The following is a 25,487-nucleotide window of genomic DNA, read 5'->3' as shown; positions in this document are numbered from 1 at the left end:
CCGCTTGGCAACGCCGCCGTGGGTGAGGAAGTTGCCGGCGAGTATAAAGAAGGGGATCGCCATGATCTCGAACTTCTCAATCCCGGTAAAGAGCTTGAGGGCGACCGCCTCGATCGGTACGGTGGTCATGGTAAAGAGGAAGGTCAGGACCGTCAGGCCGAGGGAGATGGAGATCGGCATGCCGGTGAGCATGAGCAGGGCAAGGAGGCCGAAAATGATCAATGCGGTCATGACTTACCTCCGGGATGGCCTGCATGGTCGAATTTGTGTTCTTCGTACGCTTCCAGTGCTTCCGTGGCATCCTTGGGGATTTCGTCATCAAGGCCGTCGACATGACCGTGGTCATGATGCGGCAGTTCGCCGGTGCGGATGAAATTACGGATGACCTGCAAAAAGCGGAAGCACATAAGATAGGAGCCGAGAGGAATCGCCGAATAGAAGATCCAGACCGGCCATTCGAGATCCGGGGAGACCGGGCCGGAGGTCAGATCAGGCCAGTCAAAACCGAAGGTCGTTGCCACGGCATAGCGCATGCCGACTTCCCAGACAAACATGGCGCCGAGGGAACCGATGATAAAGGTGAAGAGAGCGCCGCCGGAAAGGCCGATGACGACGAACTTGGCGCGGGCCTTAGCCTTCAAGCTGTTGATAAAGACATCGACGCCGACATGAATGCCGGTGCGCACGCCATAAGCAGCGCCGAACTTGGCCATCCAGATGAACATGTAGATGCAGAGTTCCTGGGTCCAGCTCATATTGAGGCTGAGCAGCCAGTCCTGCACACCGGGGATGGCGAGGCCGCTGGCGTAGCGGTGCACCACCGAGAGGAAGATAATGACCGTCGCCGCGCCGATCAGCGTCGCCACCAACCACTCTTCCAGGTGGTCAAGAAATTTCATCATGAGTTATTTTTCTCCACAACGCGTCAAAGAATAGACAAAAAGATGCCGCTGTACACGGAGATACAGCGGCATTAATGCTCTTTACTTGTTAAAACCGGTCGCTTTCTGTACTTCTGCAATCAGGTCAGCGCCGATGCGGTCGGCCATCTGCGCATGCACCGGGGTCAGCACCTTCTTCCACTCTGCCTTCTCGGCCGCGCTCAATGTATAGACCTGTGATTTCCCGGAAGCCTTGACCGAAGCCATATCTTCGTCGTTCTTCTGCTTGGCGATATCGTTGGCAAATTTGGTGGCATCGACCATGGCGCTGTCAAGAGCCGTACGGATATCGGCCGGCAGGCCGTCCCAGAACTTCTTGTTGACGATGACCGCATAACCGAGATAGCCGTGGTTGGAGACGGTGACGTGCTTCTGCACTTCATACATCTTCTGGGTGTAAAGGTTGGAGGGAGGATTCTCGGTACCATCAACAACGCCGGTCTGCAGCGCCTGATAGACCTCGGAGAAGGCCATGACCTGCGGGATAGCACCTAACGCGCGCATCTGGGCATCGAGGATCTTCGAGGACTGGATGCGCATCTTCAAGCCCTTGAAATCGCTCGGCTGCTTCAAGGGCGTGTTGGCGCTCATCACTTTGAAGCCGTTATCCCAGTAAGCCAGACCAAGAACGCCCTTTACCTCAAGCTTGTTCAGGAGTTTTTTACCGATCGGACCGGTGGTGATGGCATGCAGGTCGGCATAACTGTCGAAAATATAGGGCAGGTCGAAGAGTTCAAATTCCTTGACACCGAGAGGAGCAAACTTGGCGAGCGAGGGGGCGAGCATGTGCACGGCGCCGAGCTGGAGGGCTTCCATCTCTTCCTTGTCTTTGTAGAGCTGGCTGTTCGGATAGACTTCAATCTTAACCGCGCCTTTAGTCCGCTCTTCTGCCAGTTTCTTGAAGTATTCCGCCGCCTGCCCTTTCGGGGTATCGACCGCAACAACGTGGCTGAACTTGATGACGATCGGCTCAGCAAGAACCGGAGCGGCAAAGGCCAGAACCAGTGCCATAACCAATAACGACTTGAACTTCATAGGAACCTCCATGTGGGGGGTGAGGGGGGGCTGACCTTGACTGCCTTCAGTCGCAGTCAGCGGCTCTTGAATGTTGCCTTATTCAGTGTAACAAGTATTTATCAGAATTCACTATCTGCAAAAAAGTGTCCAGTGAAAAATAGAATCCTTTTTGTTTCTCCCCCATCAGTCGCGGAAACAGGGACGCTTTGCCGAACCGGTGGGCCCGATCGGGAGGGGCAACCAATGGGTGAAGAGGGGCTGACAGCTCAGGATCGCAGCGCGAGTACCGACACAGGCATGATCATCACCAAAAACCATCTCGGGGGTATAAAGCAGTACGCGTTCCTCTTCGCGGGGGAGCTGTTCATTAATGCTGATCCATTCCATTGTTCTACCCCTGCTGAGAGATTTGTCGGGCGCTGCCGGACAGCGTCAAATTGACGGCATAGAATATAGAACGATGTTAGCAAGAGCGGTGCCGAAAATAGCGACTGGGATTAATCTGTTGATTTCTCAGATGAAAATTGGCGACGACGCTTAGTCGCCCAAAGAGAAGGGGTATGGCGCAAGTTATACCCATCCCCGCAGTCACCGGCAAAGGACGCCAGTAACTGGGGCTTGGCGAATTATCCACGACGTTATAGATATAACTTTGGTTATAGGGGTTTTTGGGGCTTGGCGAATTTCAAACAGCGGATCAATATGATTCTAGCGACTCGCGCTACTTTGTTGCGGGGCCGCCAGGGTACCGGTCAAACGCAGACGCGAGGTGCCATCGACGGCCGGCGGGATAAAGGCGGCCAACAGCTCGACTAGGGTCGGATCGAGGCCGGGGTTGCCGCGCAGGACAAGATTGAGATTGAGGAGACTGCGGCCGAGCGGTTCGTTGAGAAGGATGGTGCCGCTGCCATCGACACCGAGCTGACCGCCGCTGGCCGCCAGGGTCGTCAGGCGCAGATCCTTCCCTTTGCCGCTCCCCTTGACGGTCAGGCTGCCGAGAAGCAAGGGCTCTTTCGCACCGAACAGCCCTTCGATTCTCGCCTGCTCGCAGTCGAGAGAAAGGAGGAGGGCATCGTCCGCCTGCGCCGGCCAGAAAGCACTGAGATCGCCCCGACATCCCTGCAGCACCACAGTGCCGCCACTGAGCCCGGGGAGAGCACCGCGCCAGTTAATCCCCGCCCCTTGCAGGATCATAGGTCCGGGGCGCTGCAGCACCCCCTTGATCCGCCCCCCGAGAAGGGCGGCGTCGTAAGTCATGGCCGCCTTCCCGATCAGCAGTCGCGACCAGGCCGGCGCCAGAGTCAATCTCTCAAGCTTCACCTCGCCACTCTCCATGCCGGTGCTACTGACAATGACATCTTTGGCGCTCAGAGCGGGAGGGAAAGTGCTTTGCAGGGATTTGACTGTCAGGCGCAGGCCCTGTTTTGCCGCTTCCGCTTGCAGCCGCGGCCGCAAACTCTCGGCCGGAAAGAAGAGGGAGAAGCCACACAGGAAAGCGACAAGGGTCACGAGTAAGCCCGCTGCTGAGAGAGTCCAGGGAGAATTACGCAGTCTTTGCATCACGAAGCCTTGACAAAGGAAGAGACGACGACAGTGACGTCGAGGAGGGCGGGATCTTCAAAGCGGGGGCGGATCTTGAGACTGTCACTCTGCATAACACTTTTGGCGCTGTCGATGGCGTGCAGAAGCTGAACCAACTGCTCCAGGCGCACTTTTTCCAGCTGCATCTCCACCTTTTCCTGACGGAAACCGGACGGAGCCGTCACCGGTTGCGGCCGGATGCCGAGAAGTTTTTCCTTGCCGGCAATTTCGGCAACCAGCCCTTCGAGAGTGGCGACCAGCGGGGCGGCGGGAGCCGCACTCAACTTGCGCTGCGTCGCAGCGGCCTCCCCCTGCATCGTCTTGATGCGCTGTATCAGGGTGCGGGCTTCCAGGAGTTGCCCCTGGCGACTGACAATGCGCTGGTCGAGACGCTCCAGGGCCGCGCGGTAAGGGAGGATGATCCCGGCGATAAGGATGGTCAGAAGGACGACAGTGCCGGCGACGCCGACAGCCATTTTTTCCCGGGGCGTGAGACGCTGTATCATGGCAACTCCTCCGCCGCTTTGCTGGTCAGAGTCAAACGAAAATCGACCCGGCTGTTATCCGCGCTACTCTTGGCATCTGTCACCTGCACCGCCTTGAAGAGGGGGGACGCGGCAAGAGCGGCGGCAATCTTGTCGGCAGCTTCAAAGGAAGGAGCATGGGCTTCGATGCGGATCTCTTCCGCCGTCATACTCCAGTCGCGCAGCGTCACCGGAATCTCCCGCGGCAGCAGATTGGAGACCTCGCGCATGATCCCGGCCGGACGCAGCAAGGGATGCTGACCGCCCGGACGGCTGCTGCGCGTCAGTTCATTGAGGTGGGCCTTTAGTTGCAGCGTGACATCGACAATCGCCCCTTGGCCGGGGATCGCTTGACGATACAGGGTTTGCAACTCCTGCTTGAGCGCTTCCGCCCGTTGCGCTTTACTCCACCAGCGCACGCCTGCCGAAGCGGAGAGGATCAGAACGGCCGCAACAACAATCCCGGCGAGAATGAACAAACGGGAGCGCAGCGCAGTGCTTTCTCCGTGCCGGGAAAAGGCGCCACGCCGAAAGTTAAAGCCATTGGCCGAACTCCAGGTCCCACGGCGGGCGAGAGCGAGGGCCGGGAGGAATTCTCCGGCGAGGGTTGCGCCCCCCCGCCCTGGCCGTAACTCCGTGACCGCCAGCTGCGGATAAGCGCTCTGCAGGGCGAAAAGGAGCGCGGCATCGACCTCGGCACCAAAGAGGCGCAAGGTGGTGCTGCGACTGGCATGCAACAGCGGCGTCAATTCCCGCTGCAACCCGGCAGAGCGTTCTTCCGGAGGGAGATCCGCAGCCAAGGGGACGACACGGTAATCGTGCAAGCGGCCGGCAACAAGATGGAGGATCATCCCCCAGCCGTGGCTGAGACAAAGGGCAATCCCATCACCGAGCTCGGCTGCCAGGCCGGCGGCAAGAGCAAAAGGGAGGAGATCGACGGTCTGCAAGGGGATTCCGGCGGCATCATAGGGACCGACCAGCTGTGCCACGGCAATCGCCGGCACGGCAGCGGCAACGACGCTGACGCCGCTGCCCAGGGCAATCGCTTCCTGCTGGGCGATCACACAATTATCAAGGGGGATCGGCAGGAGAGCGGCGAGTTCGAGGGGAATAGCGGTAGCGACCTTGCGGCGGTCGCTAAAGGGGAAGGTCAGGGTACGAGTCAAACCGATGGCTGGCGGCAGCGCTGTTGTCACCCGATCACCAACAGCCGGAATCACCCCCGCCCCCGCCAGGAGCGGCGCCAGGGGTGCACTCCCGTCCCAGGGAATGCGGGCAGCATGGAGGAGGCGTTCACTCCCCTTCTCTACCTGCAGAACAACCGCCCGCAAGATGCTGCCATCGAAGTCGATGCCGATCGCTCGTGTCGTCATAAAAAGTTATACCGTTATCCTTGGCTGGAGTTGGTCCTGACCGGAAAAATATAGCACTTCACCGTCATATCCTGCCAGAAAAACCTGTATCTCCGTCGCCGGGGCGAAGGATTGAGCAAATTTTTGCGCCCGATCACAGATCAACGCGCAGAGAGCCGGGGCGGCAGTACCACAATCCGCCAACAGATGGCGGGCGGTATTGGCTCGCTCCGCCAGCTTGATCGTCGCTGTCGGGAAATTCTCCACCCGCAGCCAGGAGGTTACTGCATGCAGATCGAGCCGGGAAGCGCTGACATGGGTCTGCTCGTGACAGCAGGCGATCTTGAGGAGTTTGGCAAACTGGCCGGCCAGGATGATTGTGGCAATGTTGCGGCGGGCACAGGCGCGCAAGGCATAACCGACATGATCGCCCATCATGATGAAGGCTTCTTCGCCGAGGCTGATCCCGGCCTTGGCGAGGGCGCGCTGTACCACCATCTCGCTCGTCCGCCCGGTCGAGAGGACGATGGTACGCTGACCGCAGGCGCAGGCGACATCAAGGGCCGCATCGAGGGTATCGGTCCAGGCCTGATGCGAAATCGGCTTGACAATGCCGGTGGTGCCAAGAATAGAGAGGCCGCCGAGGATACCGAGGCGAGCATTGAGGGTGCGCTGCGCCCGATCGACACCGTCAGGGATACTGATCTCGACCTGCACTCCGCCGGTGGGGAAGACTTCGCGCAGCGCGGCGGTGATCATCGCCTGCGGTACCGGATTGATCGCCCAGGCGCCGACGATTACGGCGAGCCCCGGCTTGGTCACCCGGCCGATGCCGATGCCGCCAGTGATAACCACTGCTGCACCGGGAAGTCGCTGTACCTTTGCCCAAACCTCACAACCATTGGTGACATCCGGGTCGTCGCCGGCATCTTTCACCACAAAACAGCTGGCCTGTGCGCTCTCAAAGATCTGGCCGTGCAAAGCAAAGGGGACGACTTCACCGCCAGGAAGGACAATCGTCACTACATCGACCTGTCTTTGCCGTTGCAGCAGCAGCGCCGCCCCCTTGGCGGCTGCCGCCGCACAGGCGCCGGTGGTGTAGCCATGCCGCGCCCCCTTGGCCATAGCCTTAATCCACCTCGCCAGCCGCGAGAATAAGCAGGGCGTTGAGCACGGCGGCGGCGACATTCGAGCCTCCCTTGCGGCCCCGGTTGGTGATCATCGGCAGCTGATATTCCGCTGCCATGGCCAGGAGTTCGGCTTTGCTTTCGGCGGCACCGACAAAGCCGACCGGCAGGCCGACGATGAGGTCGGGGCGCACTCCCTCCTCGCGAATCAGCCGCAGCAGTTCAAAGAGGGCGGTGGGAGCGTTACCGATGACGAAAATACCGGCATCTTCGGCTTGTACCGCCGTCCGCATCGCCAGCAAGGAACGGGTGACACCGAGGCGCTTGGCACTCTTGGCAACGACAGGATCATCGACCAGACAGCGCACTTCAATGCCAAGAGGGTCGAGCCGCGCCGCGGTAATCCCGGCCATAGCCATGCGCGTATCAGTGATAATTGTCCGGCCGCGGCGCAGGGCGGCGAGCCCCCGGTCCAGCGCCGTTGGGGCAATGACCAGGTCGCGCACATAATCGAAATCAGCGCTGGTATGAACGGCGCGGCGGACGATCGTCCATTCCGCTGCTGACCAGCCATGCGCACCGGCCTCAGCCTCGATAATGCGAAACGATTCCGCTTCGATCTCTTCCGGACGCAGATGCACCGTCATCACTGCCACCCGTTAACGGTCAGCCCTTCGGCAATCCGCTCGATGACGATCTCGGCGAGCTTGCGATGAGCACCGAGATGATTCCCCATGGCAAATTCGACCTGCGGATAGCGCTGCTGCGCCAGGGTCATCTCGGCGGGGAGGTCTTCCCGCACATGGGCGCCGACAAAGAGGAAGTAGGGCATGAGGAGGATACGCTCAGCCCCCTGGGTAACGCAGCGATCGATGGCACTCTGGATATCCGGGGGGTGCATTTCGCGAAATGCGACCTCGACGATCTCGAAGGTACTGGCGCCCCGGATCATTTCGGCGATTTCATAAGCAGCATTGTTGGCTTCGGCAATGCGGCTGCCGTGTGCCATCAGAAGAATAGCGGTCTTTTTCATCGTGATTCTCCTAAAATCAGCCTTTTAAGGCGGCGACAATCCCGGCGCCGAGGACATGACGCTGCCAGCGCTTCATGCCGATCTGCTCCAATTCGGCGAGGCTGCGCGGCGGCTTGCGAGCAATTTCTTCGAGGAGGCCGTTATTGATCAGGATCCCCGGCTCCAGCGCCAGTTCTTTGGCAATCGCAGTGCGCCAGAGTTTAAGGATGGCAAGACGCTGATCAACGGCAGGATCACGCTCGCGCCGCTCAGTGCGGGGGAAGCGCGGCAACTCTGCCTCAGGGAGCGCCAAAGCGGTGGCAATCACCGGCAATAAGCTCTTGCCGAAACGTTCGGCCACCCAACCCGGCAGGCCGGCAATGGCACTGACAGCGGCAATATCGAGCGGGGCATTCCGCACCAGCAGGACAAGAAAGTCGTTGCCAAGGATCTTGAAGGGGGGTTTGTCGCGGCGCTCGGCTTCGCGATTGCGCCATTGCAGCAGCTCTTCAAGGATCGCCAACTGGCGGCGATCGAGGGCCGCCGCCCCTTTGAAGCGGAGGAAGAGCGGGCCGCCATGCTGCGCAAACTGCCCCTGTTCGAGGAGTTCAAACTCCTCCGCCACCCAGTCGAGGCGGCCGAGCTCGCGCAAACGCTCTTCGAGCAGGACAGCGAGGGGGAGGAGATGAGTGGTATCGGCGGCGGCATAAGCGATCATCTCCGGCGACAGGGGCCGCTGCGACCAGTCGGCGCGCTGATACTGTTTGTCGAGGGTGACACCGTAATATTTGCCAAGGACATCAGCGAGTCCGAACTTCTCTTCGCCGAGGAACTGGCAGGAGACCATGGTGTCAAAGAGGCCGCGGATGGTGAAGCCGTAATCGCGGTGCAGGCAGCGGGTATCGTAATCGGCGGCATGAAAGATTTTTCGGATCGCCGGGTTGGCGAGGATCGGGCCCAAAGGGGAAAGATCGCCGCCGGCCAAGGGGTCGATAAGGAGAGTTGTACTCGGCGTCGTAAATTGCAGGAGACAGACCTTCTCCTGATAAGAGTGCATCGAATCTGCTTCGAGATCGACGGCAATGACCGGCTCGCGGTGCAAGTCGGCAGCAAAGGCGGCGATCTCGGCGCTGCTGGTGAGAATCGGGAAAGACATGAAATCTCCGGGAGAGGGGAAGGACGGGCGGAAAAATTTACAGTTTCATCTCAATGTGTGCTCTCTTCTTCAAACCCTCCAGCCAATCCTTGGCGGCGGTGGAGCGCTTCTGTTCGGCGAGCTGGTTGCGAATCTCTTCGCGCACCTCGTCGAGGGTGCGAACCTTGGCGGGGGTGCGCGCCGTGACGATCAGGAGATGCAGTGCCTGTTCGTTGGCAATCAGCTCACTGCTCTCCCCAACCGGCAGATCCCTGACCGCGGCGGCAAAAGCCGGGGTGAGATCTTCAAGATAAAGTTCCCCCATGTCACCACCATCCGCCCCGTCCTGCCGGGCTGTCTCCAGAACGGTGGCAAAATCTGTACCGGCGCGCAGGGCTGCAAGGGCGGCATCGCCCCGTTCTTTCTGCACTTGCGCGTCCTGCCCGGCCAAAGGAAAACTGATATGCCGCAGCGTGATGCTTGCGGCTTCGCGGTAGGCGGTACTGTTAGCGGCATAATAATCCTGAATCTCACGACTGGAAACTTCGATCAAGCCCTGCACCTCTCGCCCGACCAGCTTGAAACGCAGAATCTGCCGACGCAGGCTCTGCCGGTAATCGTCCGGAGTAATCCCTTGCTGAGCCAGAGCAACATCGAGCTGTTCTTTGGTGAGACGGTTCTGGCGGAGAACATCCTGCACCGCCGCTTCGACCTCGTCATCGCTGACCGTCAAACCGATCTCTTCAGCGCGTTGCCGCATCAGGCTCTCTTCGATCAAACGCTCGAGAACCTGGCGGCGCTCATCAATGGCCGGCGTCGTTCCGGGCTCGGCCGCGGCCAGAGCCTTATCGAGCTGGATGCTGGTAACGGCATCGTTGTTGATCACCGCAACCACCCGGTTTAATTCAAGGGCAAAGGCGTACACGGGGAGGAGAAGACAAAGAAGTAACAGGAGCCATTCTTTACGCATGTTCAATACCTTTATCCGGGAAGGATTAACGCTGGTCGAGGAGTGCCCAGTTGACCTCTATCTTTGCCTTGGCCCGCAATTCATCAAGCCATTGCTGGTAAAGGCGCTCTTCGAGCTCCGCCTGCAAAGTCGCGCGGATCTCTTCATGGGCCTGCGCAGGGGAGAGCTTACCGGCAGCGCGGCGCTCTTCGACGAGAAAAATGTGATAGCCGTATTCACTCTTGATCAAAGGGCTGAGACGGCCGACCGGCAGGGTAAAGACGACAGCATCAAACTCCGCCGGCATTTCGCCACGGGCAAAGAAACCGAGATCCCCTCCCGCTTCGGCATCGGGGGAAAGGGAATACTCCTTCGCCACCTGCGCAAAAGGGACCGACGCTTTCAACAGGGCCAGGATCTTTTCTCCATCGGCTTCGCTGGCAACGACGATCTGCCGGGCCCGCACCTGTGCCGGGCGGTCGAACTCATCGCGATTGGCACGATAATAAGCAGCAATCGCCGCGTCGTTGACCTTCTCTTGGTCGCCGACCACTTTTTTCTCCAGTTTCTCGATAAGCAGGCGATCCTGGAGCTCACGCTTCCAGTCGGCAAGGCTCATCTTTCCTTCCTGCAAATTTGCCTCGAACTCGCCATCCGGATAGTCACGCTGGAGTTCGGCAAGAGCAGCGTCAACTTCGGCGGGGGAGACCTGAACGCCGAACTTTTCAGCCGCGGCAAGGGCGAGTTCTCGGTCGATGATCTGGGCGAGGAAAGAGCGTTGCAATTCATCCCGTTCAGCGGCGCTGCTTTGCTGCTCTTTGGGGAGGATCTGCTCGAAGTCGCGACGGAAATCCTGCAAGGTGACGGTGCGATTGTCGATTTTGACAAGAATGTCGACGGGAGGAGCCGCTTTCTCCGTGCAGGCGGCGACTGAGCCGAGGAGGAGAAGGAGACAGGAAAGGATAATGACCTTACGACATGTCATGGGAAAGAAAGCGTCCTTTTCAGGGAGAAAGAGGGGTAACAGTTAATGGGCATAACTAACACGCTCACCCAGCCCGTGCAATTCCTTTTTTATCCGGGCCAGGAGCTCTTCTCCTTCAAGTTTACCGCATTTGATCGTCAACCGGTAATCTGGGGAGAATTGATACAGCCCGCTTTTATCCTGAATCAGCGTGAGAATCGTTTCCGGGGGGACCGGCGTGGATTGGTGGAAGGCGAAAAGGAGGCGACGGCCGTCGTATTCGGCGCTTTCGATCCATAACTCTTTGAGGAGGACCCGTAACTTCATGATCGCCAGGAGACGCTCTGCGGCTTCGGGGAGGTCACCGTAGCGGTCCCGCAATTCATCGGCAATTGCATAGATCGTCTCAGCGTCCGGAGCGCTGGCCAGCCGCTTGTAAAGGACAAGTCGCTGATTCGGATCCGGGATGAACTTCTCGGGGAAGAAGGCGGAGAGACCAAGACGGATTTCAGGGTCGATCTTCTCTGCGTGCGCCTGCCCTTTCAGCTCGAGGATCGTCTCTTCCAGCAGCTCACCGTACATCTCGAAACCGATGGCGGCAATCTGCCCGGATTGATTGGCGCCCAACAGGTCGCCGGCGCCGCGCAGCTCGAGGTCGTGGCTGGCAATGCGGAAGCCGGCGCCGAGTTCGGTCAACTCCTGCAGAACGCGCAGCCGCTCCCGTGCTTCGCGGGTGAGGATTCCTTCGCCGGGGATAAGGAGATAAGCGTAGGCACGGCGGTCGGAGCGCCCGACCCGGCCGCGCAGCTGGTAAAGCTGGGCAAGGCCGAAACAGTCGGCGCGGTTGACAATGATGGTATTGGCGCGGGGGATGTCGAGGCCGTTTTCGATGATCGTTGAGCAGACCAGAACATTGCTGTTGCCGGCCATAAAGTCGAGCATGACTCCTTCCAGCGCCTTCTCTGCCATCTGCCCGTGGCCAACGGCCACTTTCGCCTCGGGGACCAGAGTCCGGAGGAATTCGGCCATCGCCTCGATATTCTGCACGCGGTTATGAACAAAGAAGACCTGGCCGCCGCGACGCAGTTCGCGCAGAATCGCTTCGCGGATCACCGCTTCATCGAACTTGGTGACATAAGTGCGGATGGTGAGGCGATCGACCGGGGCGGTGTCGATGACCGAGAGATCACGCAGCCCCATCATGCTCATATGCAAGGTTCGGGGGATGGGAGTGGCAGTGAGGGTGAGAAGATCGACCTCGGCGCGCATCTTCTTCAGCCGTTCTTTGTGCACCACCCCGAAGCGCTGCTCTTCGTCGACAATGACCATGCCGAGATCCTTGAAGTGGACATCACGCTGCAGCAGGCGGTGGGTGCCGATGAGGACATCAATCTTTCCGCTGGCAGTGGCGGCGAGGATCGCTTTCTGCTCGGCCGCCGTGCGAAAGCGCGATACCATCTCGACATTGATTGGATAATCCTTGAAACGCGCCTTGAAGGTTTCATAGTGCTGGCTGGCAAGGATCGTCGTCGGCACCAGGACTGCCACCTGGCGGCCGTCCATCGCCGCCTTGAAGGCGGCACGAATCGCCACTTCGGTCTTGCCGAAACCGACATCGCCGCAGACGAGACGATCCATCGGCCGCCCTGACTGCATGTCGCTGAGGACATCGCTGATGGCGGCAAGCTGATCAGCGGTCTCTTCGTGCGGAAAGGTCGCCTCGAATTCGCGGAAAGTGCGATCCGGCGGCGTATAAGTGAAACCGGCGTGCATCTCGCGGCGGGCGTAGATCTTGAGGAGTTCGCGGGCGAGCTCCTCGACAGCAGCGCGGGCCTTGACTTTCGCCTTTTCCCAGGCGCTGCCCCCCATCTTGTCGAGACGGGGGATGTGCCCTTCACCGCCAAGGTACTTCTGCACCTTCTCGATGCGCTCGACCGGCACGTAAAGTTTGTCGTCGCCGGAATATTCGAGATGGAGGAAATCCCCCTCAATCGCGCCTGCCTGGAGGTGGAGGAGGCCACGGTAAACGGCGATGCCGTGATCGGTATGGACAACATAGTCGCCGATTTTGAGCTCGGCCAGGGAGTCAAGGAGGGCACGCGCCTTGGCGGACGCGAGACCGCGGCGATGGGCGCGCTGGCCGAAGATCTCTTCTTCGGTGACGACGGCAATCTTTTCATCGGCGAGACGAAAACCGGCGGAGAGGTCACCGAGGCAAAGAAAGAGTTCGCCAGCCTTGAAATCTTTGAGACGGACTTCCGGAAAGATCTCCGGCGGCCGGCCGTAAGGGGTAAGGAGATCACAGAGACGCTCGGCCTGGCCGCGCTGATGACAAACCAGGAGCGTCCGCCACCCCTCGCGCTGCCACTCCTTGAGGCGGGCGGCGAGCGCTGCCATCCCCGCCCCTTCAGCGCGCATTTCATCACGGAGATCGCCATTCCCCTGCCCTTCGATACGGAAGACATGGCGCTTTTCATCGATGCGGTAGACTTGGAGTTGGGCGAGATCGAGGCGGGGACGACCTTGAAGTGCCGCATCAACTTCAGCGACCGACAGGAAGAGTTGGGGAACCAGGGCAAAGGGCTCCCCCCCCTTGGCGGCAAGACGCGCCTCGCCTTCGCGGGCTTCGGCGCAGAAAGCATCGAGATCGCTCTCCACCTGCGGCGGGTCGAGGACGATGGTCCGTCCCGCCGGCAGATAGTCGAAGAGGGTGTCGAGACAATCGTAGTTAAAGGGGAGAAGGAAAGCGTGACCGGGGGCCAGGATCCCTTCCCGCACCTCTTCAAGAAGGGCTGCGCGGACGCTGCGCGGCAGATCGAGCTCGTCGCAGCGCTCCTTGATGCGCCGCGCAAAGGTCTCCAGATGCGGACCGGCAAGGATCATCTCCCGGGTCGGCAGCAGCTCCAGCTCCCCCAATTCCTCATCGCTGGAACGCTGCGACGTCGGGTCGAAGGGGCGCATCCGTTCGATATAATCGCCGAAGAATTCGATGCGCACCGGCGCGTCGCGGGTCGGCAGAAAGATGTCGAGGAGATCGCCGCGCACTGAGAAGGTGCCGCGATCCTCGACCAGCGGCGTCGGCTGATAACCGAGGCCGAGAAGCTTTTCGAGGAGTGGACCCCGCTCATATTCATCTTCGACGATCAGCCGGGTACAAAGGGAGGACAGCACCTCTTTGGGGATGAGGCGCTGCGCCAGGGCCCGCACCGTCGTCACCACCGCATCGACGCGCTTTTCGAGCAGGCCGGCGAGGGTGGCAAGACGGCTTGCTTCGGTCTCAGGGTGAGGGATAAGCGGGTCGTAGGGACGGATATCCCAGGGCGGGAGAAGGGCAATGTTCCGTTCGTCACCACAGTAGAAGAGCAGATCCGCGGCAAAGCGTTCAGCGACAGCGGTCTCGGCGGCGATGATCAGCAGAGGGGCGGTCTCACGGCGGAGGAGACCGGCGACAAGATGGGCACCGGCCGAACCGGTGAGACCGAGGACCTCCCCGTGTTTCAGGCCGGCACAAAGCTGGTTGGTGATCGTCTGGACGGTGGCGTGAGCGATTTCGTGCGGGGTATTGTTTTTGTCAGTCATGGTGTACAGATCTGCCGGAGCGGGACGGCGGCCCGGAGCAGAGTTCTAATCCCGGGGCACAGCGAGCATCCGGTCGAGGGTAATGCGGGCACGGGCGGCAATATCGGCGTCCACAGTAATAATCGGATTCATGGCGACCAAAGACTGATAGAGATCTTCGAGGGAGGTCAGTTTCATATTCGGGCAGATCAGGCGGTGGCCGGCAAGGATAAAGGTCTTCCCCGGATTCTCCCGACGCAAACGGTAAAGGATGCCGGCTTCGGTGCCGATGATGAAGGTCCCTTCGCTGCGCCCCTGAACATATTCGTACATGCCACTCGTCGAACAGATGTGATCGGCAAGAGCAAGGATCGCCGGCGGACATTCGGGGTGGGCAAGAAAAAGGGCTTCCGGGTGCGCCGCCTTGGCGGTGAGAACCTCCTTGACGTCGAGGCGCTCGTGGGTCGGGCAGTAGCCATCCCAGATGTGACAGATCTTGCTGGTCCGGTCGGCAATGTAGCGACCGAGGTTGCGGTCGGGGATAAGGATGACTTCGGGCTCAACCAGAGAATTGACCACCCGTACCGCATTGGCGCTGGTGCAGCAGATATCGCTCTCCGCTTTCACCGCCGCGCTCGAATTGACATAAGTGACGACAACGGCGCCGGGATGGCGGCGGCGCATCTCTTTGATCCCTTCGGCATCGACCATGTCGGCCATCGGGCAGCCGGCATCGGCTCTCGGGATAAGCACCTGCTTTTGCGGGGCGAGGATGGCAGCGCTCTCCGCCATGAAGTGGACGCCGCAGAAAACGATCACCTGGCGTTCGGTCCGGGCCGCTTCCTGGGACAGGCCAAGGGAGTCGCCGGTGATATCAGCGATCTCCTGAATTTCGTCGCGTTGGTAGTTATGGGCCAGAATCAGGGCATCGCGCTCAATCGCCAGCGCGCGGATTTTTTCTTTCAGTTCGTTCTCTATCATCGTTCCATTCCCATCAAAGAAAAGTGCCATATGTTAGGGCAAAAACACCGGCAAGTCAATTTCCAGGACCAGGGCAGGCGCTTTGATGAGAATCGCCCCACATTAAGTGGCGCGCAACCCTCAAATGATCTGGTGTGATTCATTTTTGTGGCAGGAAATTGACATATACAGGGTAGTATATTATCCTTTATAAACTTTTGGAGATTTTATGGTTAATATATTATCCACTAAAGATATACAGTTGAGGATTGCCAAGAGACTGAAGGAAGCGCGACTCTCTGCCAATTTGACACAACTAAGTCTCTCTCTGCGTGCAGGTATAAGCCTGGGGAGCCTGAAACGGTTTGAACGGACAGGAGAAATTTCTTTCAAAGGCCTCGTTCAGCTCACCTTTGCATTGCGCATGGAAGATGAAATTGCTGCACTATTTTTGCCGCAGCAAAAAGCCTCTCTCGACGCATTGCTTGAACAGGCTAAAAACACACAGCGACAACGAGGTCGAAAATCGTGAGCAGCAAATTCAAGCCGATCAATCTGTTAACTGTTGTTCTGGATATGGGTGAACCCCGACCTGTCGGGCGGTTGGCATACATTGGCCGAGAGATCATTTTTGAGTACGATCCCGGGTTTCCTGTCGACAAACTCAACATCTCCCCCTTCAAGCTCCGACCACCTCTTGGGTCAAGCATTATCAAGGGTCCGGAAAGAATCTTTGAAGGACTCCACGGCGTCTTCAATGACAGTCTTCCTGATGGATGGGGACGCCTTCTCATGGATCGCAAACTCCGTGATATAGGAATACGTCCGAATCAACTCACCCCTCTAGACAGGTTGGCATGGATTGGCTCCAAAGGGATGGGGGCGTTGCTTTACCGTCCGGAGCATGTGGAATTAACAAAAAGTGATTCCCCGCAATGGATCGATCTTGATGAAGTTGCGGCGGCTGCCCGAGTTGTCTTGGAAGACAGTCCCGAAGCTGTGTTTGATTATCTTTTGCAAGTAGGCGGCTCACCTCAAGGAGCCAGGCCCAAGGCGCTTATTGGCCTCGCCCGGGACGGTTCATCCATTGTGCATGGAAAAGATAATTTGCCAGACCGCTATGAGCATTGGCTGGTTAAATTTGGCTCTCAGTTTGATCTTCCCGAATCTGGACTCATAGAGCAGGCCTATGCTGATATGGCGCGAGCAGCAGGTGTGGTGATGCCCGAGAGCAAAGTCCTCCCCTCGAATCAGGGACCAGGATACTTTGCGGTGAAAAGGTTCGATCGCGAGGGAAATCGCCGTATCCATATGCATACGGCCTGTGGCTTGCTCCACGCTGATTTCAGATTGCCCAGTATTGGCTACGAAGAACTCTTAAAGGCAACGCAGGCCCTGACCAGACACCAGCTCGATGTTGAACAGATGTTCTTAAGGATGGTTTTCAATGTGTATGCTCACAACAGAGACGACCATACCAAAAACCACGGGTTTCTAATGGACAACAACGGAGAATGGCGGCTATCTCCAGCTTATGATGTCACGTTTTCTGATGGTCCTGGCGGGGAACACACTCTTGACATTGCAGGTGAGGGAAAAAATCCGGGGCTGAAGGATATTCAAAATGTTGGACTCGCTATTGGACTTTCCAACGCAACGATAACTGAGTGCGTAGATCGTGTCAGGGTGGCAGTGAATAAGTGGAGCGAGTTTGCCGATCGCAATGGAATTCCAATAAAATTGGCAGAAAAGTTTACTTCAACATTTTCATAAAGCAAACAATCGTATATTCAATAGCTTACAAGCAACTTGTCAAAAATCTAACCTCCAAACAATTATCAAAAAGCAACATACAGATTGCTTTTCAAGGATCACGTGCCAGCCACAGCCAAAAGAAACATACAGAAGCAATCTTCGCCCTTCATTAAAATTTAGTTCATCATCGGCACCCCAAATTGACCTATTTAACGACTTGTTTTATCTCGTTTTTTCGTTTTGATTAATCAAATAACAAAAAAGACCGCCTCCAGTTAAGAAGACGGCCTTTGATTAGTTTGGCTCCCCGAGCAAGACTCGAACTTGCGACAAGGCGATTAACAGTCGCCTGCTCTACCGACTGAGCTATCAGGGAACGGTAGTTGTGTCTCGTGCTGGTCGATTTCTTGAGTTGTTGCCTTGTCATCGGCGGGCAACCGGGAAACGTCTTCCCTGAAAATCTCACTGGCGTCGGGACGGGAAATCTTATACAACGGGGATAAAATGTTGTCAAGAAGGAATCTGCATCGCCATCCAGCAAAAACGGGCGGGCGCATGCTGCCAGGGAGGTTAAATGCCAGTACCCTTGATCATCGCGCACCGCGGCGCGTCCTTCGATGCGCCGGAAAATACTCTGGCCGCCTTTCGCCTGGCTTTTGCCCAGGGAGCTGACGGTATCGAAGCCGATTTTCGCCTGAGCGGCGATGGCGAGATTGTCTGCATCCATGACGCGTTGACCGGTCGCACCGCCGATCGTAATCTGCGCGTTACGACCCGCTCCCTGGCCGAATTACGCCTTCTCGATTTCGGGGGGTGGAAAGGTCCGCAATGGCATGGGGAAAGGATTCCGACCCTTGCCGAGGTGCTGACGATCTTGCCGGCCGGCAAGAAGTTCTTTATCGAAATCAAATGTGGCGCCGAGATTATCCCGCCATTACGCAAACACTTGACCACGACTGTCATTGCCACGGAGCAACTCTGCTTTCTCTCTTTTGACCCGACACTGCTGGCAGCTCTCAAAGGAGCTTTTCCGAAGATCAAGTCTTGTCTCAATGTCGAATATCACCGCACCGGACTGGTCGGCGGGTGGCGCCCGCAACCCCGGAAAATTCTGGAAATTCTCGCGGACTGCGGCGCCAACGGTCTCTCCTCTCAAGTCTGTCCCCTCATTGATAACGCGTTTGTCGACGGCCTGCGCGCAACCAGCATGGAGTTGCACATCTGGACGGTTGATTTTTTAGCCGACGCCCGTCATTATCAAACGCTGGGAGTCGACTCCCTGATGTCGAACCGGCCGGGTTTTCTGCGACAGGAACTCTTTGCTGAATCGATTTGATACGCCGCTTGCCGGAGAGGATTGCTCATGAACCGTCGTGCCTATCTGACTTCCGGTCGAGCCATCGCGCTCCTCGAAAACCTTTCCCGCGTGCGCATTAATATGCATGGCCGCGAGAACCTTTCCGCCGCTCCGACCATTTTTGTTATCAATCACTTCACCCGCATCGAGACCCTCCTTCTCCCTTTTCATATCTACTCCCTGACCCAGCGGCCGGTCTGGTCTTTGGCAGATGCAGCAATGTTTCGCGGCACCTTTGGCAATCTCCTCGACGCCCTTGGCGCAGTCTCGACCAAAGCCCCGGATCGTGATCGCTTGATGGTCAAGAGTCTGTTAACCGGTGAAGCCAACTGGATCATCTTTCCGGAAGGATGCATGGTCAAGGACAAATTGATCCTTGAACAGGCGCGCTATGCCATCTCCTGCGCCGGCGGACGGAAGCCGCCCCACACCGGCGCCGCCACTCTAGCTCTGCGCACGGAATTCTACCGGAAAAGGTTGCTGACTCTCGCTAATGACTTCCCGGCCGAGGCGGCGCGCTTAAGGGCTCTCTTCGGCATCGTCTCGTCAACGGAAGTTTTGACAACTCCCACTCAAATCATTCCGGTCAACATCACATATTACCCTCTCCGCGCCAAGGAGAACGCCCTCAGCCGCCTCGCTGAACGCTACCTCGGGGATTTACCGGAACGCTTTCACGAAGAACTCTTGATCGAGGGGGCGATGCTGCTCGAAGGGGTTGATATCGATATTCGCTTCGGCGCACCTTTGGCGGTCGGGGATTGCTTGGACTGTACCGAGATCATGAACGATATTAATTCCGTGCAGCGCATCGATTTTGAAGATCGCCTCCCTTCCCTGCATGCCATGCGCAAAGAAGCGTTACGCGTGATGCAGAGCTATATGGATGCGATTTACATGATGACGACGGTGAATCACGATCATCTCTTCGCCTCCCTGCTGCGCACTTTCCCCTTCAACAAAATGACTCCCGTCGATTTTCGCCGGCGAATCTTTCTCCTGAGCAACGACCTGACAGCTCTCGGCCTGCACCAGCACCACAGTCTGGAAGAAGGGCAGTTAGCCCTCTTGACCGACGACCGTTTTAACAAATACCATGAATTTCTCGCCCTGGCCCTGGAGACCGGGGTTTTGCGCCAGGAAGGGGTCTACCTGGTCAAGGATCCGACGAAATTCTCTTCACCCCTGGCCCTCAATCGCGCCCGCATTGACAACCCCATCGGCGTCCTCGCCAACGAAGTCTTACCGTTGAGCAAACTGCAAAAGAGGATCCGCTTTTATGCCTATCTACCGCCGCTGGCCGTGCGTTACCTGGTAGCAAAAGAGATTATCAAAGGGGCGGAGCAGGAGTTTGAGGTCGATTATCAGAGTTTTTTCCAGAGAGGTGAATCCAGGAAGGAGGAGGTGGGGAGACCGGTTCTGCTGCGCGGTTCTTCCCGTAAACTCGGAATCGTTCTCGTCCACGGCTTTTTGGCCGCGCCCCGCGAAATGATCGAGCTTGCCAGCTACCTGCAGCAACGCGGATGGTGGGTCTACGTCCTCAGGGTCAAAGGGCATGGAACCTCTCCGGCCGACCTGGCCCGTCGAAAAGGAAGCGACTGGCAGAACTCCGTCGACGTCGGTTATGCTGCCTTAAGCACCCTCTGCGACAAGGTCATCGTCGGCGGTTTCTCCTTCGGCGGTGGCTTGGCCCTCGACTGCGCGGCCCGCATTCCTCAGGTTATTGGAGTCTTTGCCGTCTCCCCGCCGATGCAACTGCAAGATCTGTCGTCAAGATTTGCGCCGACGATCGCCGCCTGGAATCGTTTGATGGATGTATTGAAACGGGAGAGGGGGAAAAAAGAGTATGCCGAGATCTTCCCGGAACATCCCGAGATCAACTATCACCGCCTGCCGATCGTCAGTCTGATTGCCATGGAGAATGTCATGAAAGCGCTCGCGGCCAAACTGCCGATGATTACCGTACCGACCTTGATTGTCCAGGCAAAAGGGGACCCGGTGGTGACGCCGGACGGATCAAAGCGCCTCTTTGAAAAGCTTGGAGCCAAAGAGAAGGAGTATCTCCTCGTTGACCTGAATCGTCACGGCATCCTCTCGGGTCCCGGGGCAGAGCAGGTCCATAGTGCGATTGCCGCCTTTATCGAGCGGGTGTTGAAATCAAACGAGACAAAGAACTAGCGGGCGGGGAAACCGGGCAGGGAAAAGGCCGCAAGTCTGATGACTTGCGGCCTTTTTTATCATTAAAAGAATAGGCAGGAAATAGCAAAATATCCCGATATCAACCGCCGGTTCCTTGTCGGAGTTCGACGAGAATCAATTTGGCGACGGCTTTGAGCGTTTCAAAGACCCCTTCGCCGGTTGTTGCGCAGGCCTGAAATTCCGGCACGCCACGGGGATTAAGGAGCGCGCGCAACTCTTCGAGGGGGGTGACATTCGGCAGATCACACTTATTGTACTGGACGACAAAAGGGATCTTGTCGAGATCGTAGCCCTGTTCTTCAAGATTGATACGCAGATTGTCAAGGCTCTCGATATTGGCGTCGAACCGCTCTTCCTGCGAATCAGCGACAAAGACGACACCGTCAACCCCCTTGAGAATCAGTTTGCGCGACGCATCGTAAAAGACCTGACCGGGGACGGTGTAAAGATGGAAACGGGTCTTGAAGCCGCGAATCTCACCGAGGGCCAACGGCAAAAAATCGAAGAAGAGGGTGCGCTCGGTCTCGGTTGCCAGGGAGATCATCTTCCCTTTGGCATCCGGCGCGGTCTTCTGATAGACGTGCTGCAAATTCGTCGTCTTGCCGCACAGCCCGGGGCCGTAATAGACAATCTTGCAGTTAATTTCCCGGGAAGCATAGTTGATAAAGGACATAAGAATCTTTCCTGTCAGCTGAACAGGTTGTCGATGTCGTCGTCGGTAATTTCGGCGAAGGGGCTGAGGGCGTTGCCACTCTTCTCCTGGACTTCAGCCTTTTTGGCGAGGTCGTAGAAGATCTGGGTCAGCTCTTCACTCCCTTTTTTCACCCGCAGACGCACCAGCCCGAGGGAGCTGCGCTGGTCGAAGATGACGACGAGGATGACGCGTTCGGCAACGATCGAGATATGGAGATTATCCTTTTCACCTTCGTGAAAGAGGATGGAAAATTCCTTCTCACCGATAAGTTTGGCCAGTCCGCCGGTTGCGGCGATATTGCCGGCGGTCAGGGAGGCAAGACTGGTGGTGTCGAGGTGCTCGGTTTCGCCGACAGAGGAAATCAACTGGCCGTTTTTATCGACCAGAAAGATGACCTTGGCATTCGCATCCCGCAACAGCTTTTCGATGACGAGATTGATCCGCTTGAACTCTTCGTCGTACATCACGAAGGACGACGTATTGGGACCGAGCATGGGCAAAGCTCCTTGGCATAAGTACTAGATTGGTCTTTATAGCACCTTGCCCCGACTCTTTCAAGATTATCCTTATGCGCGCGACACAGCTCCTGGCTTTGGCGAAAAAAAGAACCCCCGATGCCTTTCGACGATCGGGGGTTCTTTTATCTGCCTGCTTGAATAAATCAATTATTCATTTTTATCAAATGTCAGCGCTGCCAGCTTCTGGTAATACTCGAAGCGGCTGGCGGTCCAGGCCGTCGCTTTTTTCATCAGCACGGCGGCAGCTTCAGGGTTGGCCTTCTGCAGGACCTTGTAACGGTTCTCGCCGTAAGCATAGTCCTCGAAAGAGGTGGTCGGGGACTTACTATCCAATTGCAGCGGATTCTTGCCTTCCGCAGCCAGGGCGGGATTGTAACGGTAAAGAGGCCAGTAACCGGAGGAAACTGCCTTTCTGTTTTCGTCCACACCCTTGGTCATATCGATACCGTGGGCGATACAATGCGAGTAGGCGATGATCAGCGACGGACCGTCATAGGCTTCCGCTTCGATAAAGGCTTTGACCACCTGCCCGGGATTGGAGAGAGCAACATTGGCGACGTAAACGTTGCCGTAGGCCATCGCCATCATGCCGAGATCTTTCTTCGCCATCGCCTTGCCACCGGCCGCGAACTGGGCGACGGCGCCGGTCGGTGTCGCCTTGGAGGCCTGACCACCGGTGTTGGAGTAAACCTCGGTGTCAAGAACCAGCAGGTTGACGTTCTTGCCGGAGGCGATGACATGGTCGAGTCCGCCGTAACCGATGTCATAGGCCCAACCGTCACCACCAACGCACCAGACGGACTTATTGACCAGATAATCAGTCAGGGGGAGAAGCTGAACGGCCGCCCGTTCTGTACACCCTTTGAGGGCTTTCTTCAGAGTTGCCACCCGTTCACGCTGTTTCTCGATGCCGGTCTGGTCGGACTGGTCGGCGGCAAGGATCTCTTTCATCAGCGAGATAACCGGTTTACAGGATTTGCAGTTGCAGTTGATCAGTTCAGCCACCAGCTCGCGGGCTGACTCGGTGAATTTGTCCACCGCCAGGCGCATGCCGAAACCGAATTCGGCGTTGTCTTCGAACAAAGAATTGGACCAGGCCGGTCCGCGGCCGTCGGCCCGCTTGGCCCAGGGGGTGGTCGGCAGGTTGCCGCCGTAGATGGAGGTGCAGCCGGTCGCGTTGGCGATCATCGCCCGGTCACCGAAAAGCTGGGAAAGGAGTTTGAGATACGGGGTCTCGCCGCAACCGGCGCAAGCGCCGGAATATTCGAAGATCGGTCGCACCAGCTGACTGCCACGCAGGGTATCAAGCTTGAGCTGGGTCGGATCCATGTCGGGCAGAGACAGGAAGAAGTCGAAGTTGGCTGCTTCCGCCACACGCAAGGGCGGCTGGAACTGCATGTTGATGGCTTTATGGTTGGGATCTTCCTTGCTCTTGGCCGGGCAGTTGTAAACGCAGGCACCGCAGCCGGTGCAATCCTCAGGAGCGACCTGCAGGGTGTATTTCATCCCTTTGAATTCGGGGAGCTTACAGTCGGTCGACTTGAAGGTCTTGGGTGCATTTTTCAGCAGTTTCTCGTCGTAGGCTTTCATGCGGATGGTGGCGTGCGGGCAGACGAAGGAGCAGATGCCGCACTGGATGCAGAGCGCCGCGTCCCAGACCGGGATGTCAACAGCGATGTTGCGCTTCTCGTACTGCGAAGTCGCGGTCGGGAAGGTGCCATCGGCCGGCATCGCCGAAACCGGCAATGCGTCACCAAAGCCGGCAATAATGCGGCCGGTCACTTCCTGCACAAACTTCGGTGAAGTCTTGGCGACAGCCGGGGGCATTTTGAGCTTGCTGGTCGCCTTGGCCGGAACCTTGACTTCATGAATGTTCTTGAGGGCTTCGTCGACGGCGGCGTTGTTCATCGCCACGACCTTGTCACCCGATTTGCCGTAACTCTTCTTGATCGCGTCCTTGATCTCTTCTATGGCCAGCTTGAGCGGGATAATATTGGAGATTTTGAAGAAGGCCGTCTGCATGATCACGTTAATGCGGGCGCCAAGGCCAAGTTCCTCGCCAAGTTTGATGGCGTTAATCACATAGAATTTTAGCTGTTTGTCGATGATCTGCTGCTGGACTTCCTGAGGCATTTTGTCCCAAACCTCGCCATGCTCGAAGGGCGAGCAGAGGAGGAAGGTGCCACCTTGCTTGGCCCTGGAAACCATGTCGTATTTCTCCAGGAAGGAGAAGTTGTGACAGGCGATGAAGTCGGCGTTGTCGATCAGGTAAGGGGCGGTGATCGCCTTTTTCCCGAATCGCAGGTGCGAAGTGGTGATGGTTCCGGCCTTCTTGGAATCGTAGACAAAGTAGGCCTGGGCGAAGTTTTTGGTGGTCTCGCCGATGATCTTGATGGTGTTCTTGTTGGCGCCAACCGTACCGTCGGAACCGAGGCCGTAGAACATCGCCTCGTAGGTGCCGTCCATGGCATTGCGGAAGGAGGGGTTATACTCCAGACTGCAATTAGTGACGTCTTCCTTGATGCCGACGACAAAGTGATTCTTCGGCTTGGCTTTCTTGAGATTGTCGAGGACCGACTTGGCCATCGCCGGGGTGAACTCTTTGGAGCCAAGTCCATAGCGACCACCGACAATGACGGGATAACCCGCGAAGCTGAACTTGCCGGTTGCCATCGCTTCACCGATTGCAGTGCGCACATCGAGATAAAGCGGTTCGCCAAGGGAACCAGGCTCCTTGGTGCGATCGAGGACGGCGATGCTCTTGACGGTTTTCGGCAGGGCCTTGATGAAGGCGTCGAGGGGGAAAGGGCGGTACAAATGAATCTTGACGACGCCGACCTTCTCGCCCTTCTTGACAAGATTATTGACGGTTTCCTGAACAGTGTCGGCGGCGGAACCCATAACGACAACGACCCGCTCGGCGTCTTTCGCTCCAGCGTAATCGACCAGTTTATATTTACGGCCGGTGAGTTTGGCAAACTTGTCCATCTCTTCCTGCACAATGGAGACACAGGGCGCATAGTATGAGTTGACGGTTTCACGTCCCTGGAAGTAGACATCCGGATTTTGAGCGGTACCGCGCATGACCGGGCGGTCGGGGGAGAGGCCGCGCAGACGGTGGGCGTTCACCATATCGTCACTGACCATGGCGCGCATGTCGTCAAAGGTCAGTTCTTCAACTTTTTGGACTTCGTGCGAGGTGCGGAAGCCGTCGAAGAAATGGAGAAAGGGAATCCGCGATCTCAGGGTGGAGGATTGAGCGATCAGAGCAAAGTCCATGACTTCCTGGACATTATTGGAACAGAACATTGCCCATCCGGTGGAACGGCAGGACATGACATCGGAATGGTCGCCAAAGATGTTCAGTGCGGCCGCGGAGATGGCACGAGCGGAAACATGAAAGACCGTGGAGGTCAGTTCTCCGGCGATCTTGTACATGTTCGGGATCATCAGGAGCAGGCCCTGACTGGCCGTAAAGGTTGTGGTCAGTGCACCGGTCTGCAGAGCGCCGTGTACGGTGCCGGCCGCACCCCCTTCGGACTGGAGCTCGGAGACCAGCGGGATTGTTCCCCAGATATTCTTTTCGCCGGCGGCGCTCTTGGCGTCAGAGATCTCGCCCATTACCGAGGACGGCGTGATCGGATAGATCGCTATAACCTCGTTGGTGGCATGCGCCACATGGGCTGCTGCGGTGTTCCCGTCAATCGTTACCATTTTTCTTGCCATCGATAAAATCCTCCTTGGGCTGGGTTATTCAGTCGTCTTGACATGAGCGGAACAGGAATAAAGCATACTGCACAGAAACAGTTTTGCTGCTCTTGAAGAAATTTTAGTGGCAGGAACG

Annotated in this window: 21 protein-coding genes, 1 tRNA gene and 1 pseudogene (1 of these 23 cut by a window edge); 4 read left to right on the top strand and 19 right to left on the bottom strand. The window is 57.5% G+C overall.

The genetic code is table 11. The annotated features are described in order from the left end of the window. From CVU69_08950 to CVU69_08880, 15 genes and pseudogenes are all read right to left on the bottom strand, one after another. A pseudogene (locus tag CVU69_08950) lies at positions 1-231 on the bottom strand (C4-dicarboxylate ABC transporter permease); it reaches 894 nt to the left of the window's first position. Then, on the bottom strand, positions 228-899 hold the full coding sequence (locus tag CVU69_08945) for a TRAP transporter permease DctQ (GenBank protein PKN12154.1): 672 nt from the start codon (positions 897-899) through the stop codon (positions 228-230). Before CVU69_08945 ends, CVU69_08950 begins: the two are co-directional and overlap by 4 nt. 84 nt (positions 900-983) lie before the next feature. After that, positions 984-1,976, bottom strand: coding sequence for a C4-dicarboxylate ABC transporter (locus CVU69_08940; GenBank protein ID PKN12062.1), 993 nt, complete (start codon positions 1,974-1,976; stop codon positions 984-986). Positions 1,977-2,141: 165 nt separating this feature from the next. Then, positions 2,142-2,345, bottom strand: coding sequence for a hypothetical protein (locus CVU69_08935; protein ID PKN12061.1), 204 nt, complete (start codon positions 2,343-2,345; stop codon positions 2,142-2,144). Between the two features lie 321 nt (positions 2,346-2,666). Next, positions 2,667-3,518, bottom strand: a complete 852-nt coding sequence (gene gspN, locus CVU69_08930) for a type II secretion system protein GspN (GenBank protein PKN12060.1) — start codon at positions 3,516-3,518, stop codon at positions 2,667-2,669. After that, positions 3,518-4,045, bottom strand: coding sequence for a hypothetical protein (locus CVU69_08925; protein PKN12059.1), 528 nt, complete (start codon positions 4,043-4,045; stop codon positions 3,518-3,520). The genes gspN and CVU69_08925 overlap by 1 nt, the downstream gene beginning before the upstream one ends. Further along, positions 4,042-5,436, bottom strand: a complete 1,395-nt coding sequence (locus CVU69_08920; protein ID PKN12058.1) for a hypothetical protein — start codon at positions 5,434-5,436, stop codon at positions 4,042-4,044. Before CVU69_08920 ends, CVU69_08925 begins: the two co-directional genes overlap by 4 nt. A gap of 6 nt (positions 5,437-5,442) precedes the next feature. Continuing rightward, a complete protein-coding gene (cbiD, locus tag CVU69_08915) occupies positions 5,443-6,540 on the bottom strand; it encodes a cobalamin biosynthesis protein CbiD (protein PKN12057.1) in 1,098 nt (365 codons plus the stop codon). 4 nt (positions 6,541-6,544) lie between these two features. Then, complete coding sequence (locus CVU69_08910) at positions 6,545-7,189, bottom strand: precorrin-8X methylmutase (GenBank protein PKN12056.1); 645 nt, start codon at positions 7,187-7,189, stop codon at positions 6,545-6,547. After that, positions 7,189-7,575 (bottom strand): sirohydrochlorin cobaltochelatase, encoded by a 387-nt coding sequence (locus CVU69_08905; protein PKN12055.1) that lies wholly within the window; start codon positions 7,573-7,575, stop codon positions 7,189-7,191. Before CVU69_08905 ends, CVU69_08910 begins: the two co-directional genes overlap by 1 nt. A gap of 16 nt (positions 7,576-7,591) precedes the next feature. Beyond that, on the bottom strand, positions 7,592-8,710 hold the full coding sequence (locus CVU69_08900; GenBank protein PKN12054.1) for a ribonuclease D: 1,119 nt from the start codon (positions 8,708-8,710) through the stop codon (positions 7,592-7,594). A gap of 37 nt (positions 8,711-8,747) precedes the next feature. Next, positions 8,748-9,659 carry a hypothetical protein gene (locus tag CVU69_08895; protein ID PKN12053.1) on the bottom strand — a complete coding sequence of 304 codons (912 nt, stop codon included), beginning with the start codon at positions 9,657-9,659 and terminating at the stop codon, positions 8,748-8,750. A gap of 25 nt (positions 9,660-9,684) precedes the next feature. Then, complete coding sequence (locus CVU69_08890) at positions 9,685-10,623, bottom strand: hypothetical protein (protein PKN12052.1); 939 nt, start codon at positions 10,621-10,623, stop codon at positions 9,685-9,687. A 42-nt stretch (positions 10,624-10,665) separates the two neighbouring features. Beyond that, complete coding sequence (gene mfd / locus CVU69_08885; protein PKN12051.1) at positions 10,666-14,181, bottom strand: transcription-repair coupling factor; 3,516 nt, start codon at positions 14,179-14,181, stop codon at positions 10,666-10,668. Positions 14,182-14,226: 45 nt separating this feature from the next. Next, positions 14,227-15,141: a quinolinate synthase gene (locus CVU69_08880; GenBank protein PKN12153.1), complete on the bottom strand. Its 915-nt coding sequence runs from the start codon at positions 15,139-15,141 to the stop codon at positions 14,227-14,229. 208 nt (positions 15,142-15,349) lie between these two features. On the opposite strand from CVU69_08880, the gene CVU69_08875 reads away from it, so the two are divergent. Together CVU69_08875 and CVU69_08870 are read left to right on the top strand one after the other, a co-directional pair. Next, entirely contained in the window at positions 15,350-15,652 is a 303-nt protein-coding gene (locus CVU69_08875; GenBank protein ID PKN12050.1) for a hypothetical protein, read from the top strand. A 44-nt stretch (positions 15,653-15,696) separates the two neighbouring features. After that, positions 15,697-16,893 carry a type II toxin-antitoxin system HipA family toxin gene (locus tag CVU69_08870; GenBank protein ID PKN12152.1) on the top strand — a complete coding sequence of 399 codons (1,197 nt, stop codon included), beginning with the start codon at positions 15,697-15,699 and terminating at the stop codon, positions 16,891-16,893. 282 nt (positions 16,894-17,175) lie between these two features. Here the strand turns inward: CVU69_08870 and CVU69_08865 are convergent. Beyond that, positions 17,176-17,251, bottom strand: a tRNA-Asn gene (locus CVU69_08865). 198 nt (positions 17,252-17,449) lie between these two features. Between CVU69_08865 and CVU69_08860 the strand changes: the two genes are divergently transcribed. Continuing rightward, entirely contained in the window at positions 17,450-18,211 is a 762-nt protein-coding gene (locus tag CVU69_08860) for a glycerophosphodiester phosphodiesterase (GenBank protein ID PKN12049.1), read from the top strand. A 27-nt stretch (positions 18,212-18,238) separates the two neighbouring features. Further along, positions 18,239-20,410 (top strand): glycerol acyltransferase, encoded by a 2,172-nt coding sequence (locus CVU69_08855; protein ID PKN12048.1) that lies wholly within the window; start codon positions 18,239-18,241, stop codon positions 20,408-20,410. A 100-nt stretch (positions 20,411-20,510) separates the two neighbouring features. Here the strand turns inward: CVU69_08855 and CVU69_08850 are convergent, their stop codons facing one another. The 3 genes from CVU69_08850 to nifJ all read right to left on the bottom strand — a co-directional run bounded on the left by CVU69_08850 (position 20,511) and on the right by nifJ (position 25,369). Beyond that, complete coding sequence (locus tag CVU69_08850; protein PKN12047.1) at positions 20,511-21,104, bottom strand: gliding-motility protein MglA; 594 nt, start codon at positions 21,102-21,104, stop codon at positions 20,511-20,513. A gap of 14 nt (positions 21,105-21,118) precedes the next feature. Continuing rightward, positions 21,119-21,619: a dynein regulation protein LC7 gene (locus CVU69_08845; GenBank protein ID PKN12046.1), complete on the bottom strand. Its 501-nt coding sequence runs from the start codon at positions 21,617-21,619 to the stop codon at positions 21,119-21,121. Between the two features lie 171 nt (positions 21,620-21,790). Next, a complete protein-coding gene (gene nifJ / locus CVU69_08840) occupies positions 21,791-25,369 on the bottom strand; it encodes a pyruvate:ferredoxin (flavodoxin) oxidoreductase (protein ID PKN12045.1) in 3,579 nt (1,192 codons plus the stop codon). Positions 25,370-25,487: the final 118 nt, after the last annotated feature.

It is taken from the genome of Deltaproteobacteria bacterium HGW-Deltaproteobacteria-4 (genome assembly GCA_002841765.1).
Classification (GTDB): Bacteria; Desulfobacterota; Desulfuromonadia; order Desulfuromonadales; family UBA2197; genus UBA2197.
This window is presented reverse-complemented; position numbering and strand designations above follow the sequence as displayed.

Excerpts from the sequence above, each read along its gene's own strand:
- gspN (PKN12060.1), bottom strand. The coding sequence starts at position 3,518 with ATGCAAAGACTGCGTAATTCTCCCTGGACTCTCTCAGCAGCGGGCTTA.
- CVU69_08850 (PKN12047.1), bottom strand. The coding sequence starts at position 21,104 with ATGTCCTTTATCAACTATGCTTCCCGGGAAATTAACTGCAAGATTGTC.
- CVU69_08910 (PKN12056.1), bottom strand. The coding sequence starts at position 7,189 with ATGACGGTGCATCTGCGTCCGGAAGAGATCGAAGCGGAATCGTTTCGC.
- CVU69_08845 (PKN12046.1), bottom strand. The coding sequence starts at position 21,619 with ATGCTCGGTCCCAATACGTCGTCCTTCGTGATGTACGACGAAGAGTTC.
- cbiD (PKN12057.1), bottom strand. The coding sequence starts at position 6,540 with ATGGCCAAGGGGGCGCGGCATGGCTACACCACCGGCGCCTGTGCGGCG.
- CVU69_08940 (PKN12062.1), bottom strand. The coding sequence starts at position 1,976 with ATGAAGTTCAAGTCGTTATTGGTTATGGCACTGGTTCTGGCCTTTGCC.
- CVU69_08935 (PKN12061.1), bottom strand. The coding sequence starts at position 2,345 with ATGGAATGGATCAGCATTAATGAACAGCTCCCCCGCGAAGAGGAACGC.
- CVU69_08900 (PKN12054.1), bottom strand. The coding sequence starts at position 8,710 with ATGTCTTTCCCGATTCTCACCAGCAGCGCCGAGATCGCCGCCTTTGCT.
- CVU69_08880 (PKN12153.1), bottom strand. The coding sequence starts at position 15,141 with ATGATAGAGAACGAACTGAAAGAAAAAATCCGCGCGCTGGCGATTGAG.
- mfd (PKN12051.1), bottom strand. The coding sequence starts at position 14,181 with ATGACTGACAAAAACAATACCCCGCACGAAATCGCTCACGCCACCGTC.
- CVU69_08890 (PKN12052.1), bottom strand. The coding sequence starts at position 10,623 with ATGACATGTCGTAAGGTCATTATCCTTTCCTGTCTCCTTCTCCTCCTC.
- CVU69_08905 (PKN12055.1), bottom strand. The coding sequence starts at position 7,575 with ATGAAAAAGACCGCTATTCTTCTGATGGCACACGGCAGCCGCATTGCC.
- nifJ (PKN12045.1), bottom strand. The coding sequence starts at position 25,369 with ATGGCAAGAAAAATGGTAACGATTGACGGGAACACCGCAGCAGCCCAT.
- CVU69_08875 (PKN12050.1), top strand. The coding sequence starts at position 15,350 with ATGGTTAATATATTATCCACTAAAGATATACAGTTGAGGATTGCCAAG.
- CVU69_08870 (PKN12152.1), top strand. The coding sequence starts at position 15,697 with ATGGGTGAACCCCGACCTGTCGGGCGGTTGGCATACATTGGCCGAGAG.
- CVU69_08925 (PKN12059.1), bottom strand. The coding sequence starts at position 4,045 with ATGATACAGCGTCTCACGCCCCGGGAAAAAATGGCTGTCGGCGTCGCC.
- CVU69_08920 (PKN12058.1), bottom strand. The coding sequence starts at position 5,436 with ATGACGACACGAGCGATCGGCATCGACTTCGATGGCAGCATCTTGCGG.
- CVU69_08895 (PKN12053.1), bottom strand. The coding sequence starts at position 9,659 with ATGCGTAAAGAATGGCTCCTGTTACTTCTTTGTCTTCTCCTCCCCGTG.
- CVU69_08860 (PKN12049.1), top strand. The coding sequence starts at position 17,450 with ATGCCAGTACCCTTGATCATCGCGCACCGCGGCGCGTCCTTCGATGCG.
- CVU69_08855 (PKN12048.1), top strand. The coding sequence starts at position 18,239 with ATGAACCGTCGTGCCTATCTGACTTCCGGTCGAGCCATCGCGCTCCTC.
- CVU69_08945 (PKN12154.1), bottom strand. The coding sequence starts at position 899 with ATGAAATTTCTTGACCACCTGGAAGAGTGGTTGGTGGCGACGCTGATC.